Source organism: Neobacillus rhizophilus (assembly GCF_018343535.1).
In the GTDB taxonomy this organism is placed as follows: Bacteria; Bacillota; Bacilli; order Bacillales; family Cytobacillaceae; genus Neobacillus; species Neobacillus rhizophilus.
Window position 1 is genome coordinate 762,437 of record NZ_JAGYPF010000002.1, and the last position, 16,692, is coordinate 779,128.

The 16,692-nt window shown below is 44.5% G+C and carries 13 protein-coding genes; 8 read left to right on the plus strand and 5 right to left on the minus strand.

All coding sequences use genetic code 11. The features are described 5' to 3' along the window. The first annotated feature begins 129 nt into the window (after positions 1 to 129). Positions 130 to 1,101, plus strand: coding sequence for a UDP-glucose 4-epimerase GalE (galE, locus tag KHA99_RS11495; RefSeq protein WP_213117582.1), 972 nt, complete (start codon positions 130 to 132; stop codon positions 1,099 to 1,101). 142 nt (positions 1,102 to 1,243) lie between these two features. Here the strand turns inward: galE and KHA99_RS11500 are convergent, their stop codons facing one another. Beyond that, complete coding sequence (locus KHA99_RS11500; protein WP_213117583.1) at positions 1,244 to 2,542, minus strand: NCS2 family permease; 1,299 nt, start codon at positions 2,540 to 2,542, stop codon at positions 1,244 to 1,246. 269 nt (positions 2,543 to 2,811) lie between these two features. On the opposite strand from KHA99_RS11500, the gene KHA99_RS11505 reads away from it, so the two are divergent. The 3 genes from KHA99_RS11505 to KHA99_RS11515 all read left to right on the plus strand — a co-directional run bounded on the left by KHA99_RS11505 (position 2,812) and on the right by KHA99_RS11515 (position 4,844). Then, positions 2,812 to 3,276 carry a hypothetical protein gene (locus tag KHA99_RS11505; protein WP_249366598.1) on the plus strand — a complete coding sequence of 155 codons (465 nt, stop codon included), beginning with the start codon at positions 2,812 to 2,814 and terminating at the stop codon, positions 3,274 to 3,276. Positions 3,277 to 3,439: 163 nt separating this feature from the next. After that, positions 3,440 to 3,880 (plus strand): NUDIX hydrolase, encoded by a 441-nt coding sequence (locus KHA99_RS11510; RefSeq protein WP_213117584.1) that lies wholly within the window; start codon positions 3,440 to 3,442, stop codon positions 3,878 to 3,880. An 88-nt stretch (positions 3,881 to 3,968) separates the two neighbouring features. Then, positions 3,969 to 4,844: an ADP-ribosylglycohydrolase family protein gene (locus KHA99_RS11515; RefSeq protein WP_213117585.1), complete on the plus strand. Its 876-nt coding sequence runs from the start codon at positions 3,969 to 3,971 to the stop codon at positions 4,842 to 4,844. Positions 4,845 to 4,911: 67 nt separating this feature from the next. Here KHA99_RS11515 and KHA99_RS11520 read toward each other — a convergent pair whose 3' ends face one another. Next, complete coding sequence (locus KHA99_RS11520; RefSeq protein WP_213117586.1) at positions 4,912 to 5,331, minus strand: VanZ family protein; 420 nt, start codon at positions 5,329 to 5,331, stop codon at positions 4,912 to 4,914. A gap of 181 nt (positions 5,332 to 5,512) precedes the next feature. Between KHA99_RS11520 and KHA99_RS11525 the strand changes: the two genes are divergently transcribed. Further along, positions 5,513 to 7,468 carry a bifunctional 2',3'-cyclic-nucleotide 2'-phosphodiesterase/3'-nucleotidase gene (locus KHA99_RS11525; RefSeq protein WP_213117587.1) on the plus strand — a complete coding sequence of 652 codons (1,956 nt, stop codon included), beginning with the start codon at positions 5,513 to 5,515 and terminating at the stop codon, positions 7,466 to 7,468. A gap of 193 nt (positions 7,469 to 7,661) precedes the next feature. On the opposite strand, the gene KHA99_RS11530 is transcribed toward KHA99_RS11525, so the two are convergent. Then, on the minus strand, positions 7,662 to 11,189 hold the full coding sequence (locus KHA99_RS11530) for a bifunctional 2',3'-cyclic-nucleotide 2'-phosphodiesterase/3'-nucleotidase (protein ID WP_213117588.1): 3,528 nt from the start codon (positions 11,187 to 11,189) through the stop codon (positions 7,662 to 7,664). Between the two features lie 332 nt (positions 11,190 to 11,521). Here KHA99_RS11530 and KHA99_RS11535 point away from each other — a divergent pair, with 332 nt between their 5' ends. Beyond that, positions 11,522 to 12,355 carry a YitT family protein gene (locus tag KHA99_RS11535; protein ID WP_213117589.1) on the plus strand — a complete coding sequence of 278 codons (834 nt, stop codon included), beginning with the start codon at positions 11,522 to 11,524 and terminating at the stop codon, positions 12,353 to 12,355. A gap of 163 nt (positions 12,356 to 12,518) precedes the next feature. After that, positions 12,519 to 12,830, plus strand: coding sequence for a hypothetical protein (locus KHA99_RS11540; protein WP_213117590.1), 312 nt, complete (start codon positions 12,519 to 12,521; stop codon positions 12,828 to 12,830). Positions 12,831 to 13,033: 203 nt separating this feature from the next. On the opposite strand, the gene KHA99_RS11545 is transcribed toward KHA99_RS11540, so the two are convergent. Continuing rightward, entirely contained in the window at positions 13,034 to 15,118 is a 2,085-nt protein-coding gene (locus KHA99_RS11545; protein WP_213117992.1) for a molybdopterin-containing oxidoreductase family protein, read from the minus strand. Positions 15,119 to 15,346: 228 nt separating this feature from the next. After that, on the minus strand, positions 15,347 to 15,952 hold the full coding sequence (locus tag KHA99_RS11550; protein WP_213117591.1) for a DUF3267 domain-containing protein: 606 nt from the start codon (positions 15,950 to 15,952) through the stop codon (positions 15,347 to 15,349). A 299-nt stretch (positions 15,953 to 16,251) separates the two neighbouring features. Here KHA99_RS11550 and KHA99_RS11555 point away from each other — a divergent pair, with 299 nt between their 5' ends. Then, on the plus strand, positions 16,252 to 16,692 hold the full coding sequence (locus KHA99_RS11555) for a ferritin-like domain-containing protein (RefSeq protein ID WP_213117592.1): 441 nt from the start codon (positions 16,252 to 16,254) through the stop codon (positions 16,690 to 16,692).

A 16,692-nucleotide genomic window follows, 5' to 3' on the forward strand; every position in this document is an offset into this window, starting at 1 on the left:
CCTTTTGGGCGAGAAGTGCCTTTTCTAAAGCTTTTGGAAAAAATACGGTGAAACCGAAAATGGAGCATCATTTTTTTAATATGGTATAATACTTAGGTCACGTGAATCTTATATAAGGGGAAATGAATGATGATCCTTGTTGTAGGCGGCGCAGGTTATATTGGCAGCCATCTTGTGAAAGAATTAGTTGAAAAAGATGAAGTCGTCGTATTGGACAACCTGTCTACCGGCCATCGCGAAGCCGTTGACGACCAGGCGATTTTTGTCAAAGGCGACCTTGGCAATGAAGAAGATTTAGATATGATATTCCATAGTTATCCGATAAAAGCAGTGATGCATTTTGCGGCAAACAGCCTCGTTGGCGAGTCCGTCGTGGACCCAATGAAATATTATCAAAATAACGTTGCTTCTACTTTAACTTTATTAAAGGTTATGATGAAACACAATGTTAAAAACTTTATTTTTTCATCCACAGCGGCTACTTACGGGATTCCGAATGTGAACATCATCGATGAAGCAACGCCAACGGCACCAATCAATCCGTATGGCCATTCAAAGTTGATGATCGAGCAGATTTTGGCTGATTTTTCAAAAGCCTATGATTTACATTATGTTGTACTGCGCTATTTTAATGCGGCGGGTGCTCACGAATCGGCTGTGATTGGGGAAAGCCATGATCCGGAAACGCACTTGATTCCGATTATTCTTCAGCAACTGTTAGGCCAGCGCGAAAAGATTTCGGTGTTCGGTTCGGATTATGATACGGAAGACGGCACATGTATCCGCGATTACATTCATGTCACCGATTTGGCTTCGGCCCATATTCTTGCTCTAGAGGCGCTGTTATCTGAAAAGAAATCGGCCGAGATTTACAATCTTGGAAACGGGCTTGGTTACTCTGTTAAAGAAGTAATAGAAACATGCGAACGCGTAACAGGTGTGAAGTCCAATGTCGAAATGGCTGACCGCCGTGCCGGCGACCCGGCAAGACTCGTCGCATCTTCAGATAAGATATACAACGAACTCGGCTGGAAAGCAGAACGCAACCTAGAACGGATCATCGCCGACGCCTGGAACTGGCACCAAGAGCAGCGGTACTAAGTGATGCATGGGGACGGTTCTTGTGCATCATTTCTAAGAGGACCCGTTTATAATGAGGAAATTTTACCCATAGTAAATTAAAAAAGTCCAATTCGCATTCGATTGCGGATTGGACTTTTTGCATATAGGTATAAGTGTTTTGTTAATGTTGTAAAAAGGAAAGCTGGATAAAGAACAGCACCGCAAAAACATAGACAAGCGGGTGTACGTCACGCCCTTTTCCTTTGACCAATTTTAACAGCGGATAGCTGATAAAACCAAGGGCGATACCAGTTGAAATGCTCGAAGTGAGCGGCATAGCCAAAATCGTCAAGAAAGCAGGGAACGATTCTTCAAGCTCGCTCCAGCGAATTTTTGCAATGTTGCCCATCATCAGACTGCCGACGATAATGAGCGCCGGTGAAGTGATGGCGGAAATGCCCGAAACGGCACCGACAACCGGTCCAAAGAAAGCGGATAGGATAAACAGAATGGCAACCGTAAGAGTGGTCAAGCCAGTCCGGCCGCCTGCAGCAACCCCAGATGTTGACTCAATATAGGCCGTGGTTGGGCTCGTCCCAAACATTGCGCCGATGGCGGTAGCCACGGAGTCCGATAGCAAAGCGTGACGTGCCCGCGGCAACTTGTCATCCTTCATTAATCCCGCCTGGTTTGCAACCCCGACCATCGTTCCGGTTGTGTCAAATATCGTTACTAAAATGAAAGAAAAAACAACCGCGTAAAGGCTGTGATGAACGACATCGCCAAGCGCTGTGATCGGATTGGCGACCATCAGCCCTTCTGGAAGTGAAGGGAAGGAAAGGAAGCCTTTATCAAAGGAAAGCTGTCCGGTGAAAAAGGCAACAATTCCAGTGATAATCATCCCGAAAAATAAAGCCCCGTTCACTCTTAAAACCATAAGGATAAGAGTAACGGCTAGTCCTAAAATTGTTAATAGAGCAGATGCTGAATGTAGATTGCCGAGACGGACTAGATTAACTGGGTCTGCAACGATAATTTTGGTCAATCGCAGGCCAATAAAAGCGACAAAAAGGCCAATCCCGGCGGTAATTCCATGCTTCAGATTCTCCGGAATGGCTTCAATTAATTTTTCCCTGAGGGGAGTTAATGACAAGATGACAAAAATAATCCCGGCCACAAAAACAGCAGCAAAGGCGGTAGTGTAGCTGATGTGCTGACCACCGACGACGGAATAGGCGAAATAGGCGTTCAGCCCCATTCCTGGCGCGATGGCGATAGGGTAGTTGGCGAACAGCGCCATCCATAGACAGCCCACAACTGTAGCTAAAATAGTGGCAGTGAAAACCTGATCAAACGGAACACCCGCATCGGCAAGAATAACAGGGTTTACCACGACGATATACACCATCGTAAAGAAAGTAGTTATCCCCGCAATCATTTCTGTTCTCCAGTTTGTACCATTTTCTGTAAGTCTAAACATCTTAGTTCCTCCAAAACACGAACGATAGAATAAATACTTTATAATATTATTCGCATTTAAATAAACTTGCAATAGGTAATTCTATATTTCCCATTCATTTTGATGATTATTATAGGGCTGTCAATAAGTGTGTCAGTAACCGGCCGTGGACAAATGTCCGCCCAGGGTGGAAACTTGTCCCGGCGGCGCCTGGTCTAAAGTGATACTATTTGGACGTGTTAAGACATATTCTTTGGTATATAGGCTTTTCCATCGTAAAGGAGTGCATCATGAGGAGAAGAAATGTACCGGTAAAAGGGCTGTTTATGGGGATTTTGTTGATAGCTGCGGTTTTGATGCTGGTGAGATGTGTTTTTGTTTCATCGGACCAACAGGCAGTGGCTGTGGTGAATGAGTTTTATCAATATGAGCAGCAGGGAGATTTCGCCAGTTCCTGGGCGCTGTTCCATTCCGAGATGAAGAAAAGATTTGGCAAAGGCGCCTATATTCAGGATCGCGCGCATGTATTCATGAATCATTTCGGGGTTGAAACATTTACCTATACACTTGATGGTGCTGAGAAACTGGATAAATGGGAAATGTCGAAAGAAGGGCCTGCTTTCAAAAATATCTACAAAATCCTGGTCACCCAAACCTATAAAGGAAAATACGGCAACTTCGAACTCAAACAAGAGGTCTTCGCCGTCAAAGAAAAAGAAAAATGGTGTATTCTTTGGGATTACAATGGTCAGTAATAGAGGGTGTCAGGCACTGCACGTGGACGGTGTCCGCCTCAGGCAGACAATTGTCCCGTCTGTGCCTGTATTGCTTTTTAGGTTTGTCCTTTAGTATGGAGGAATGTAATAGATGTTTCCCGAATTAATAACAATAAATATAAACAATTAACTGGAGGTTTAAATGGGATACATAGAAGATTTACGGAAAATTGTTGGAACACGGCCGCTGATATTGGTCGGTGCCTGTGTGGGTGCACTCGATAATCAGGGAAGGCTTCTTCTCCAAAAAAGACCCAACGGAATGTGGGGGCTGCCTGGTGGTCTGCTGGAATTAGGTGAGTCAGCGGAAGAAGCGGCGAGACGCGAAGTATTCGAAGAAACCGGAGTTGAAATTGGCCAACTCGAGCTGGCCGGGGTCTTTTCAGGAAAACAGTATTTTGTCGAGCTACCAAATGGCGACCAATTCTATCCCATCACGATTGCATACAAATCAAAAGATATTAAAAACGCAAATATCAAAATTGATGGCCATGAAACATTAGACGCTGGATTTTTTGACATCGGAAATCTCCCAGAAAAGACAAGCCCGTTAGTAGCTAGCATTATTAACAAGTTTGGATGATGCATGGGGACGGTTCTTATGCATCATTTCCGCGGCGTAAGAGCCCCACTCATGCACCATATCTTTTGATCAACGAAGAGGTGAAGTTATGTTAGACAAAATTAAAGGTGCCCTTTTCGGTCTGGCCATTGGGGACGCAATGGGCGGCACGACAGAATTTTTAACAAGGGAAGAAATTCGCAGAAAATATGGGAAGGTGACCGGGATTATCGGCGGCGGGGTCTGGAATCTGGCAAAAGGGGAAACCACTGACGATACGGCGATGACCGTGGCTGTTACAAAGGGGATCCTAAAGAACCCAGAAAGCCCGATCGAGTTGATTGGGGAAGAATTTTTAAAATGGTATGCGACGAACCCTAAAGATATCGGCAATATCATTCGTGCGGTATTAAGTACATATGGTGAAGGCAGCTGGGCAGTTGCTGCCGAAAAAGCACACAACCAATACCTAGGCGGCAAATCCGCAGGCAATGGCACCTTAATGCGCTGTCTGCCAGTTGCCTTAGCCTATCGCGACCTCGATAAAGTAGAAACGGTGACAAGAGAACAATCAAAAATGACGCACTACGACTCCTTAGCCGATGAAGCTTGTGTCATCTATAACCGAGTCGCCTATCAAGTCCTTCATGGTGCAGGGCTGAAGGAGGCCATCCAAGCCGAAATCAAGGGAACCATCTATGAACCTGCTCTAAATGGGCAAATACCCACGCCTCCGCCGGATGGTTTCGTTGTGAACACCATGCATTGGGTTTTATACTGGCTCCTCAACTGCGAATCCTTCTTGGACGTGGTGATTGGTGCTGCCAACGAAGGTTATGATACCGATACAGTTGCTGCAATCGCCGGTGGACTGGCGGGCTTAGCCTGTGGCTATAAGGAGCTGCCACGAGGATACTGTGATGTATTGCTTGTAAAGTCAGATCTAGAAGAGTTAGGTTTAAAGCTCTATGAATTAGCCAAATAGAAATAGGCTGAGCCAATCTAAACAAGAATAAAGAAGCTGGTCAAACCCTAGGGGGCGGCCAGCTTTTTTATTTAAAGTGAATATCTCTGGATTGCTGTCTAGGTATACAGCTTCTAACAAACAACGCGATAAAAACGCCGGCGGAATCAAACCCAATATCAAACAGTCTTCCATCGCGGGTAAAGTATAATTGTAGAATCTCGGTGAATACCCCGTAGGAAATGGCGAGAATCATCGCAGCCCCTTTTGCTTGAAATCGTGATTGCAGCAATATTGTCAGGATGAAAAAAGCGCTGAAATGTCCCGCTTTTTGAAGCAGAAAGTCACCACTAAGGTGGGCTGGCAATGGCTCTAGGAACACAGATAGGTCTGGATGAAGGTCCCACTCAAACCGAATCTCCCCAATCCGTATTAATTGATCAAAGCTATATGTACACGTAGAAACAAAAATGGCTCCCGCACAAAGTAGAATTAGTAAAACTCTCATAAAAGTGCCTCCTCTAGCCACCATTTTGGTCTTCAGGAATTTATTTTAAACCCCGCTTAGACTTGTTAATGGCCCAGGTTTCCTTTAAATTTCTCCACTTTAATTCATATTCTAAAACATTATACAAATACTATTTTTGTTTGTATGATTTTTTGACAGGTAAGGGGAGGATTTTTCTTTAATGAAGAGGATATCTTTTGTGGCTGTCTTGCTGCTTTTAATAGCCTGGCAGCTCACAGGTCATATTTTTCCGAAATTAGCCAACGCAGTAAGGGAGGATCCTACGGTTCAGTTACGCCTGCTTGAAACCACTGATTTGCATGTATTTTTAGCAAACTATGATTATTACCAGACAAAAGAAGATAACAAGGTAGGGCTAGTGAAGACGTCCTCTTTGATTAAACAAGCCCGGAACGAGGTTAAAAACTCATTGCTTTTTGACAATGGCGATAATATACAAGGGAATCCGCTGGGGGATTATGTCGCAAAGGTAAGAGGGCTAAAAGATGGTGATGTCCATCCAGTCACGAGGGCCTTTAATATGCTGGGATACGATGCGATTACTGTCGGCAACCATGAGTTTAATTATGGGTTGGACTTTCTAACCCGTGCCTTTGAAGGGGCGAAAATGCCGGTAGTGAACGCTAATGTTTATGATGCAACAACGGGTAAACATTATTTTGAGCCTTATGTTATTTTTAATAAAAAAGTGATCGATGATGAGGGGCAAAATCACGTCATTAAAGTAGGGGTGATTGGCTTTGTGCCGCCCCAAATCATGGAATGGGATAAAGCTAATTTAGAGGGTAAGGTTACCACCAAGTCGATTGTAGAATCGGCGAAAAAACTTGTCCCGGAAATGAAAAAGAAGGGGGCTGACGTGATTGTGGCGCTTGCCCACACGGGAATCAGCGCTGAACCCTATTCACCTGACATGGAAAATGCAGCCTACTACTTAACACAAATCAGGGGCATCGACGCCGTATTTACCGGTCATTCGCATAACTTATTCCCGGGTCCGCTCTATGCGAATTTGCCAAATACAAATCTTGAAAAAGGAACTATCTACGGTAAACCAGTCGCGATGGCGGGTTCGTTTGGGAGCCATTTGGGTGTCATTGACCTTAAGTTGCAAAAAATCCGTGGAAAATGGGCGGTCGCTGGCGGCACGAGTACACTTAGGCCGATTGTCGATGAAAAAGGCAATTCGCTTGTGGAAACTGACGAAGCCTTAATGAATGAGATTTTGCCGGAGCATATAGGCACGATTGATTATGTCAACCAGCCGATTGGCGAGACTAGCGCACCGGTTTTCAGCTACTTCGCTCTTGTTCAGGACGACCCATCCGTGCAAATCGTCAATAATGCGCAAACGGAGTATTTGGTTGAAAAATTGAAGGATCCAACCTACAGCAAATTTGCAGGCATTCCGGTCCTTTCGGCGACAGCGCCATTTAAAGCCGGCGGACGCGGCGGGTCCAGCTATTACACGGATATCCCAGAAGGAACACTGGCTATCAAAAATGTCGCTGACTTGTATTTGTATCCGAATACTCTCCAGGCTGTACTGGTGAACGGAGCCCAGCTAAAGGAATGGCTCGAAATGAGTGCAGGGCAGTTCAATCAGTTAAATCCAGCAACGGGAGGCGAGGAGCAGCTAGTCAATCCAGATTTTCGGTCCTATAATTTTGATATCATTGACGGTGTTCAGTACCAGGTGGATGTGACCAAGCCTGCGAAATATGATTATAACGGGAAACTGATTAATCCGAACTCAAGCCGAATCGTGAACCTAACTTATCAGGGAAAACCGGTTACCGCGGATCAGAGGTTCATTGTCGCAACAAATAATTACCGTGCATCCAGCAAAACCTTTCCGGGGGTTAGCCAGGGTGAAGTCATTCTTCAGTCACCGGATGAAAATCGCCAAATCATCACGAACTATATTCGCGAAAACAAAACGATTAACCCGTCTGCGGATCAGAACTGGTCTATTGCGAGATTCCAAGGCACAGTCGTCCCTCTATTCGAATCCTCGCCAAGGGCGCAGGACTACACAAAGCTATTCAAAAATATTCAATATATCGGTCCATCGGGCGGCGGGTTTGCGAAGTATTCGATTGATTTAACAAATTAATTCATTTAATGTAGACAAAAAGGTTTTTATTGGATGATAATTCCAAAAAATGTCGTGAGGGCAAAGGATTTTGTAGTAAGAAATTAAAATTTTGTGGTGAGAAATCCATTTTATGTAGTAAACCCTCGCAATTACGTAGTGAGGCGTAAAAAAAGCAGTCTAACCCGAGGTAAGACTGCTTTGCTAAAAACAATTATTGTGTCACTTTTTGAATCCGTCCCTCAGCCTTATATTCAAATGGTTTCGGAAGGGATTTGACAAATTCAACGGTTGCCTCTAAATCCTCTGGACCTACCTCAAGGCCAGTTGATAGAGCACCAATTCCGTATTTCGCATTTCCATACATGTAATTGTTCACGACAACCGAATACTCCTTGTTAGGGTCAATCTTACTTCCATCAGGCAGGAAGAGGTCGACAACTTTTCCAGTTTTCGATACCGGGTCAAAAGTGTAGGTGTACTTGAAACCAGCAATATGGAAGTCGAGGCCGCGGTCGGTAATCTGATTGTTCAAAACTGTTTCCAAATCAGCACCGCTTAAGTAAACCTTATTTAGTACGTTCCCGAATGGCTGAATCGCGAATAAATCGCCGAACGTCACTTCTCCTGCGTCAAGATCGGCACGGACACCCCCGCCGTTCATCAGGGCGAAGTCTGAGTTCATCACTGCTTTCATGCCATCGGCAATCAGGTTGCCTAGCCCGTTGTCACCAATCACATCTGCAGCAGAAGGGTATCCCTTAACCAGGCTAGTCAACGAATTGCCTACCACCTCGGCCTTTAACGGTGCCACCAAATCCTCATACTTTTTCATGATAGATGACACAGCAGGGTCAGGAGTATAATCAGATTGGAAAACCGTTACGATTTCCGCTTCCTTCTTCAAGACATCGCCAGATACAGGATCTAGCTCAAGGTCAACATCGGAAAAAGCAGAACCGTAAGAGTAGGCTTGAACAATTAATTTGTTATCTACAATTCTATTGTTATAAACATGGTTATGTCCTGCGAAAATCACATCGACCTCATCATCAATAGTCTCTGCAATTTTTGAAGCATCGAACTTATCTGTATACCCAGTCTGTGCCGCTGGATTATGTGCGAGAACGACGATGGCCCGAATGCCTTGTTCTTTTAACACTGCCGTATATTTGTTAATGGCTTCTGCTTCATCGGTAATTTGTAGGTTTTCGTTGCCCTTTGTGACAATCATTTCCGGCGTTTCTTGGGTGATGACGCCGATAAAGCCAATTTTCACGCCGCCGACTTCTTTCACCGCATATGGTGCTGTGATTAACTCGCCAGTGGATTTGTCATAAGCATTGGCCGCAATAACCGGGAAATTCATCCCATCGTATCCAGCCGTTCCTTTTCCGTCAGGATGCTCCCCGCCATTAATCATCCGGCGAAGCTCATCGATTCCCTCGTCAAATTCGTGGTTGCCAAGGGTGCCGACATCAAAGCCCAATGACTCCATGACCTCGACGGTTGGTTCATCTTGAAAAAGAGCAGAGATAAGCGGGCTGCCGCCAATCATATCTCCTGCATGGACAAGCAGGGTGTTTGGGTTGGTTGCTTCACGCTCTCGAAGTGCCGCGGCTGTGTATTCCATGCTCCCCGCAAGTTTGCCGTTTACTGTTGTATCCGTATCCAATTGTCCGTGTAGGTCATTCATGCCAAGCAGCTGGACCTTGACAGGCTCCACACTTAAGTTCAATTTATAAATGCCGAAGCCATCCTTGTCGGTTTTTCCGGTATAGGAAATATTGCTGCCTTCCTTAAGGAATTTTGCTCCTTCAGGCGAAGATGTAAAGGTAACATTCACATTTCCGGCGATTGGGGCAATCGACCAGTTTCCATCAGCAGTAGGCGTAATTTCTTTCTTTTCCGTAATATAATCCATCAAAATCTGACGGTTTTCATCTGCTGAATCTACAACCAGTTCGCTTCCCTTTACGCCTGGGAAGTTACCGCCGCCGCCGGCACGATAGTTATTCGTAACCACGATAAAGTCTTGATTTGGATCGACAGGCTGACCGTTATAAGTCAGGTTGACAACACGGCTTGAATCCGGGTTAACTAGATTTCCATCCTTATCATATCTAGCTGGTTCAGTTACATTGATTTGATATTGAACACCGTCAATAACGTCAAAGTTATAAACCGGAAACCCTGAGTTTAATAGAGGTTGATCTCCTGCTTTCGATGGGTCAATCGTATTAAACTTCCCTGCTGACATTTCAATCCACTCTTTGACAACAGAGCCTTTGACCTTAATGGCCTTCAGCGTATTATCGTACAAATACAAGTCGCCGGCACTGCGAATGGTTAAATCGCCTTTTTGAATTTCTGTATACTCGGCCACTCCGTTGCGGCCAGCCTTAAATGGTGCACCAACTGAAAGGATTGGCAGGTCCTTATATTCCGGTTTGCTCCCTGCAATATATTTTTCCACATACCATTTTTGCGCATCGGTGACGACTTGGATGGAAGGGTCATCCTGTACTAGTGCAAAATAGCTGTAGATATCATCGGTTGTTTTTCCAATCGGAGTATTAACGTATTTAATTGTTGCTTCATGGTCCGCCTTCACCGCATCCACGATGGATTGAACCGGCTTTACCTGTGTTGGCGAATAAATCTCACGTGTGGCAGACTGAGAATCAGCCACTGACCATTTTCCTTTCACCTTCACAAGATCAAGGTCAATAATCCCCAACGATCCGCCGCCATAACCAGCTTGGACAGCTGGAACGCCGTTAATGGTTCCTTTTGCATTATCTACACCAGGTAGCGGTTGGCCGTCAGCTCCTTTGAACAATCCATCGAGAGAATTAACGTCCTTTGCCGGGAACAACTTATGCGTATGTGAGAACGTAATCGCATCGATGCCAGGCACTTCACTTAAGGCATAGATGACATCTTCCGTGTTGGCCTTGTTTCCGTTGAATCCGGAGTGTGTCATCGCAATGATGACATCCGCGCCTTTTTCACGCATTTGCGGAATAAACCTTTTAGCTGTGTCCACGATATTTTTTGTAATAACCTTGCCGTCCAGATTCGCCTTGTCCCACTCGTTGATTTGCGGCGGCACGAAGCCGATGAAGCCAACTTTGATCACATGGTTCTTGCCTTGCTCATCGACGACCTTTTTGTTGATGATTCTGTAAGGCGTAAATTTGTTTACGTCATTATCCGGATTATTGTCATGGTCATCAATGTATACGTTCGCATTGACAAATGGAAAATTCGCGTCATTGTATGCTTCTTCTAAAAAATCAAGGCCATAATTGAACTCATGATTCCCCAATGTGGCCATATCATAGCCCATTTGGTTCATTGCTTTGAAGACCGGGTGAACCTGGCCGCGTTTTAACGGTTCTACCTTTGCAAAGTAGGTACCGAGCGGCGTCCCTTGAATCAAGTCCCCATTATCAACCAATAGACTGTTATCTACTTCTGCACGGGCATCCTTCACAAGCGCTGCGGTACTGGCCAGTCCAACCTTTAAGTATTCGGCATTCTTGTAATAGTCATAGTTTAGTAGATTGGTATGCAGATCCGTCGTTTCCATTAGACGGAGTTCTACCATTGGATTAGCATTGCTGTTTTTCGGGGCTGCATTAGCTTTCCCTGTTGGAAAAAATGGAACGGTTACAAGTGAAACGGCAAGTGCTGCGGATAAAAGTCTCTTTGCTTTAGTTATTTCTCTCTTTTTCAACCATGTCGCCTCCTAAAAATCTATCATTTTACTTCAGGAAAAATGGAATCCCCCCTAAAAAAAGTCTAAGTACCAATTTGTTCTTATTGAAGGACAAAATTAGCATCATTCAAAAAATACGTTCTTAATTGAGGGTTTATGTCCTTTTTTAGGTAGTTTTTCCTTATTTTTCACCCAAGCTTTTTCATCATAAAAAACTTTTTCAAGTTTCGTAAGGGAAGAAAGTTGTAGGTCTAAATATACTTAAGTTCGAAATTTCGCCCCCTCTATAAACAATTTTGATATTATGTTGTATCCTTATAGATAGAACTTAAGAGAAGGACGGTATTTTCATGAAAAAAACGGCAAAGGACATCCTATATATTTTTCTTGGTGCCCTTATTTTTGCGATAGGGGTGAATTATTTTACCATCCCAAACCATCTCTCCGAAGGCGGCATTTTAGGGATCACCATTGTGGCTCACTATTTGTTTGGCTGGTCGCCAGGTGTTGTGAACTTCGTATTAAATGCCGTACTAATTTTAATAGGATATAAATTTTTTGATAAAAGAGCTTTTGTTTATACACTAGTTTCGCTTGCAGCCTGTTCAGGGTTTTTATTTTTAACAGAGGATATCGGAAGAAAGCTGACGGAGGATACCCTGCTTGCCTCGTTGTTTGCCGGATTGCTAGTGGGAGCAGGTTTAGGCTTTATTTTTCGCGCTGGCGGAACGTCTGGGGGCACGACCATTTTGGCAAGACTGGCGAATCAATTTTTTGGATGGAGCATGGGAAAAGCGATGCTCATCATTGACATTGTCGTGGTCGCAGGATCGATATTCATCATCGGCTTGGAAAAAGCGATGTTCACATTGTTGATTGTGTACGTCGGGGCGAAGGCGATTGATTTCATCGTGGAAGGGCTTGATGAACGGGTTGCCGTTTTAGTCATTTCCAACTCGCCTGAGGCAGTTTTGGCCGCTATTACCGAGAAAATGTCACGCGGCCTTACCGTCCTCGAAGGACACGGCGGCTATACCGGCCAGAAAAAAGAGGTCCTATACATTGTCATCAACAAACAAGAAATCGTTCAACTCAAAAACACCATTGCATGCATCGACCCAAACGCTTATGTCACCGTCCACAACGTCCACGAAATGATGGGGAAGGGGTACAAAGCAGGGTAGAGGTGTCAGGCGCCGCACGTGGACAAATTGGGTTTTGTCCACGTGGGGTGGACACTGACAGAATTTTGTATGATATGTGATAGTTCGACAGGTTTACTGTTTTTGGCATAGTAATCCAAAGTATATAGGAGTATAATTTTTTTAGAAAAGGGAGGTGATTGTGATGGATGGGAAACGATTTGACAGGCTAGAAGAAATGCTTTCTAATTTAATTGGAATGGTAGGCGGGATTAAAACGGAACTGTCGGAATTACGAGGGGAACAGCAAGGAATAAAAGCAGAACTGTCAGAATTACGAAGTGAACAGCTAGGGATAAAAGCGGAACTTTCAGAAATGCGTGCCGAAAACCAAAAACAATTTGCGGAAATCCATGCAAAGCTAACCGACATGCAAGCAGACCAGGACCATATTTGGGAAAAGGCAGCTAGAAATGAACGGGAGTTGGCGAAACTTAAAATACATCTTCAGTTATAAGACCTTCAATAAAAAATCTGCATATACAATCAGTAAAATATTCATTTGAGAACCCCATGATTATCAAAAAATCAGCGTTTCAAAAAAAGGAAGTATCCTCATTCTTTAGAATTTGGAAAACTTCCTTTTATTATAATTTACAGAGAGTTGTAAGATGGGGCATTTATGGTGTCAGGCACCGTGCGTGGACATTTTGAGTGTTTTTACATCCCATTCAGTTTTTCGATTGCCACTCGGCCTGAGAAGAAGGTGGCGCCGTCGCCCATATCGGCAATTCGGTCAGGTGTGAGGGAGTTAACCAGGTACTTTGTTGATGTGTTTACGGTTGCGCCCGATTTCTTAGCTTCATCAGCCCATAAACCCTGTGTCACAACCACTCCCGGAAGAACGCTGTCCCCGACCGCGGCTTTCAGCTCTACCTCACCACGATGGTTCCAGACCCGGACATGTTCACCATCCTCAATCTCCAGTCGTGTCGCATCCTTGCAATTCATAAAGAGACGCGGCTCTTTTTCCAAGGAAACATGCTTATCGTTGTTAGAAAAAGTCGAGTTTAAGAAATTATGATTCGGTCCCGGGACAAATTGAAACGGGAACTCACCGTCATCTTCCACCAACGGCACGTAGGTTGGCAGCGGCGGGTACCCGTCCTCCTTCATCCGCTCCGAGTATAATTCGATTTTCCCGCTTGGCGTCGGCAGCCTGCCCGGGAACAGCGGCTTAACATCAGCCTTCACATAATGGCGCTCTGCCAGCACCTCGTAGTTCACATTTCCCATATAAGGATTTCGCGGGTTATCAAGCGCACACGTAATCATTTCCGCTTCCGTCTCCGTAAACGCCGTCTCCGTAAAGCCCATTCGCTCAGCGAGCAGTCGGAATACCTCGACATTCGACTTCGCCACGCCGAACGGTTCGATGACCGGCTGCTGCAGCTGCACAAAATGATGCCAGTACGAAGTATAGAAATCGGTATTTTCGACCGACGATGTCGCCGGAAGCACAATATCCGCGTACTTGGCCGTTTCTGTTAAAAATAAATCATGCACCACAATAAACAAGTCTTCACGTGCAAGTCCTTCACGCACCTTCCCGCTTGAAGGAGCCACAACTGCCGGATTAGAACCATATACATACATTGACTTCACAGGCGGATCAAGCGTTAACAAGGCATCGCCGAGCAAATTCATATTCACACTGCGTGTGTTTTTATTTTTCAAAAAATCAGGCCGCTGCAGCCTTGCTGCGTTATGGGCCAAGTATCCCGAATTGCCTTTGATGGCGCCGCCGCCCTTCACAAGCCACTGGCCAGTCAACGCTGGCAGGCAGGAAACTGTCCGGACGAACATGCCGCCATTATCGTGGTGCTGCGGGCCATTTCCAATTCGAATAAAAGAAGGCGACGTAGACCCATACATTCGTGCCAAGCCATAGATATCGTCTGCTAGCACCCCGGTAATTTTAGAAACCGTAGCCGGGTCATATTGCTTCACATGCTCTCGCAGTTCCTCGTGCCCAACCGTATATTTTTTCAAAAAGTCTTCATCGACCATGTTTTCGTCAAACAAAATGTGCATGATGCCGAGGGCCAAGGCGCTGTCCGTGCCCGGCAAAATCGGAATAAACCAATCCGCCAATCTACCAGTTTGGTTTTTATGGACATCGATGACGACAATCTTGGCTCCATTTTCGCGGCGGGCCTTTTGCGCCAAAGCCACTTGGTGCATGTTCGTGCTCACCGCATTGATGCCCCAGAAAATGAACAGCTTCGTGTGAATTGTCTCCTCAGGGTCAATGCCAAAGCTACCGCCCATTGTATACTTGTATCCGACTGCCCCGGCCGAGTTGCAGATGGTCCGGTCAAGCCGTGAGGCACCAAGCCTGTTCCAAAAGCGGCGGTCCATACCTTCGGCTGCTAGCCGCCCCATATTTCCGTAAAAGCTATAGGGAAGGATGCTCTCAGGGCCGTCTGTTTGAATTAGTTGCTTCCAGTGATCCGTGATGTTGCTCAGCGCTTCGTCCCAGCTAATCCGCAAAAACCGTCCCTCGCCTTTTGCCCCGATGCGCTTCAGCGGATATTGCAGGCGTTTTTCGTCATGAATCCGTTCCGCCATGTTCCGAACCTTATTGCAAATGTGCCCTTTTGTCACGGGGTGTTCCGGGTCGCCATCGACTTTGACAATCTTGCCGTCTTTTTTGTGTAACAGGAGGCCGCACTGATCCGGACAGTCAAGCGGGCAGACCGCATGAAAAATTCCATCTCGCGGGAGACTTTCGTAGGAAGGCATAAGCATTCTCCTTAAAGAGTTTGATAGATTTATACTATCGCAGAATGTGCTTGATTGTCACGAGTGGTTGGAGAGAAAAATACTATCACCCAATACGAAATCTGTTTTAGAACGCCAAATTCAAAATCCAGCCAACCTCACCGCGACAAAATAAGTATGTGATTTAAATCAAGGATGGGCTGTTTTTTTAAAAACTAAAAAAGGCTTCAAAATTTGAAGTCCGTATGTTTAATGATTCCAATAGGTCTTGTGCCCGTTATTTATTAAAATACTATTATTCGGAACTTGTTTGATTATCAGTAGGAGATTCAGCATATCTACAGATGAAGCCAATGAATTTACTATAATCAAAAACTTTAATGTCGAAGTTAATAGCCCGAAGAAACCTAATATAAATGGCAAAACAACGGAAATGATTAAGAATGGTGCTATTGTAATCAGGATAAATCTTGATTTTGACATCACTTCTTCAGTGGCTGCAAACCCGCCAAACCATGTTAGCCCAATAAATGTATTGTCTGAGTTAATAAAATTGGGGATAAAAATTAAATGAAGCAATTCATGAAAAATTACAAGTAATATTATTAATAAAATGACTCCAAAGTCGATGGTTAATGATATAGAATCGGATAGCAGCCCAAATTCCCTCAATGAAATAGGAGAGAAAAGATTTATTATCCCACTAGAGATAAGTCCATTGATCATCATAAATGGAAGAGACAAAAAAATAGCACTTACCACATGTTTAGGTTCTTTCAGCGGAACCCAATTGTTGTTAATAAGCTCAAGGTGTACATCTTCATTAAATTCTGGCAACTTGGTTTTTATTTTCACGAAATACCTCCATCATTAACAGTCCTAAAAATATATACGTCTATTGATGTGAAAAGTTTCCGTTTGTTGGAAAAATAGCCTTTCCAAAAAGAAAACAGTTGGTTTCTTTACTCTCAAATAACTGTCGGGGCCCCGCCCATTACATCAATAAGGCCCTTTTTAGAGTCGAATTTTGCAGTTTTCCCGGGAAATCTTGTTGAATTTGCTGTTTTGAAGGGAACCTCAAAAATTTATTATCCTTTCACCAATCACCTTTCCACCCATAGGATATTAAATAAGAATGGGTGGGAGGTTTTTCTATGTATCCTTATTCCAATTACCTTGACGCATTAAACCGGCAAGGCAATAAATTGATAGGTGAAGTGGAGAGGGCGATCAATGGGGAGTACAGTGCCATCGATTGTTATGCCAAGCTGGCCAATTTGGCTTCTAACAAGGGAGAACGAGATCAAATCCTGGAAATTCGCCAGGATGAAATCAAACATTATCAGCAGTTTGTGGAAATATACCGAAGACTAACGGGGCAGCATCCGCAGCCGAAAATTATTGAAGAATGTCCCGGAAATTACCTGAATGGGCTGGAGTTTGCCCTGGTGGATGAGCAAAAAACGGTCGATTTTTATCTAGAAATTTCCGATACCGCAAACGACCCGTTTATTAGGGAGGTCTTTCGCAGGGCCGCCGCGGATGAACAGAATCATGCGGTGTGGTTTTTGTACTTTTTTTCAAAAAGAAAATAA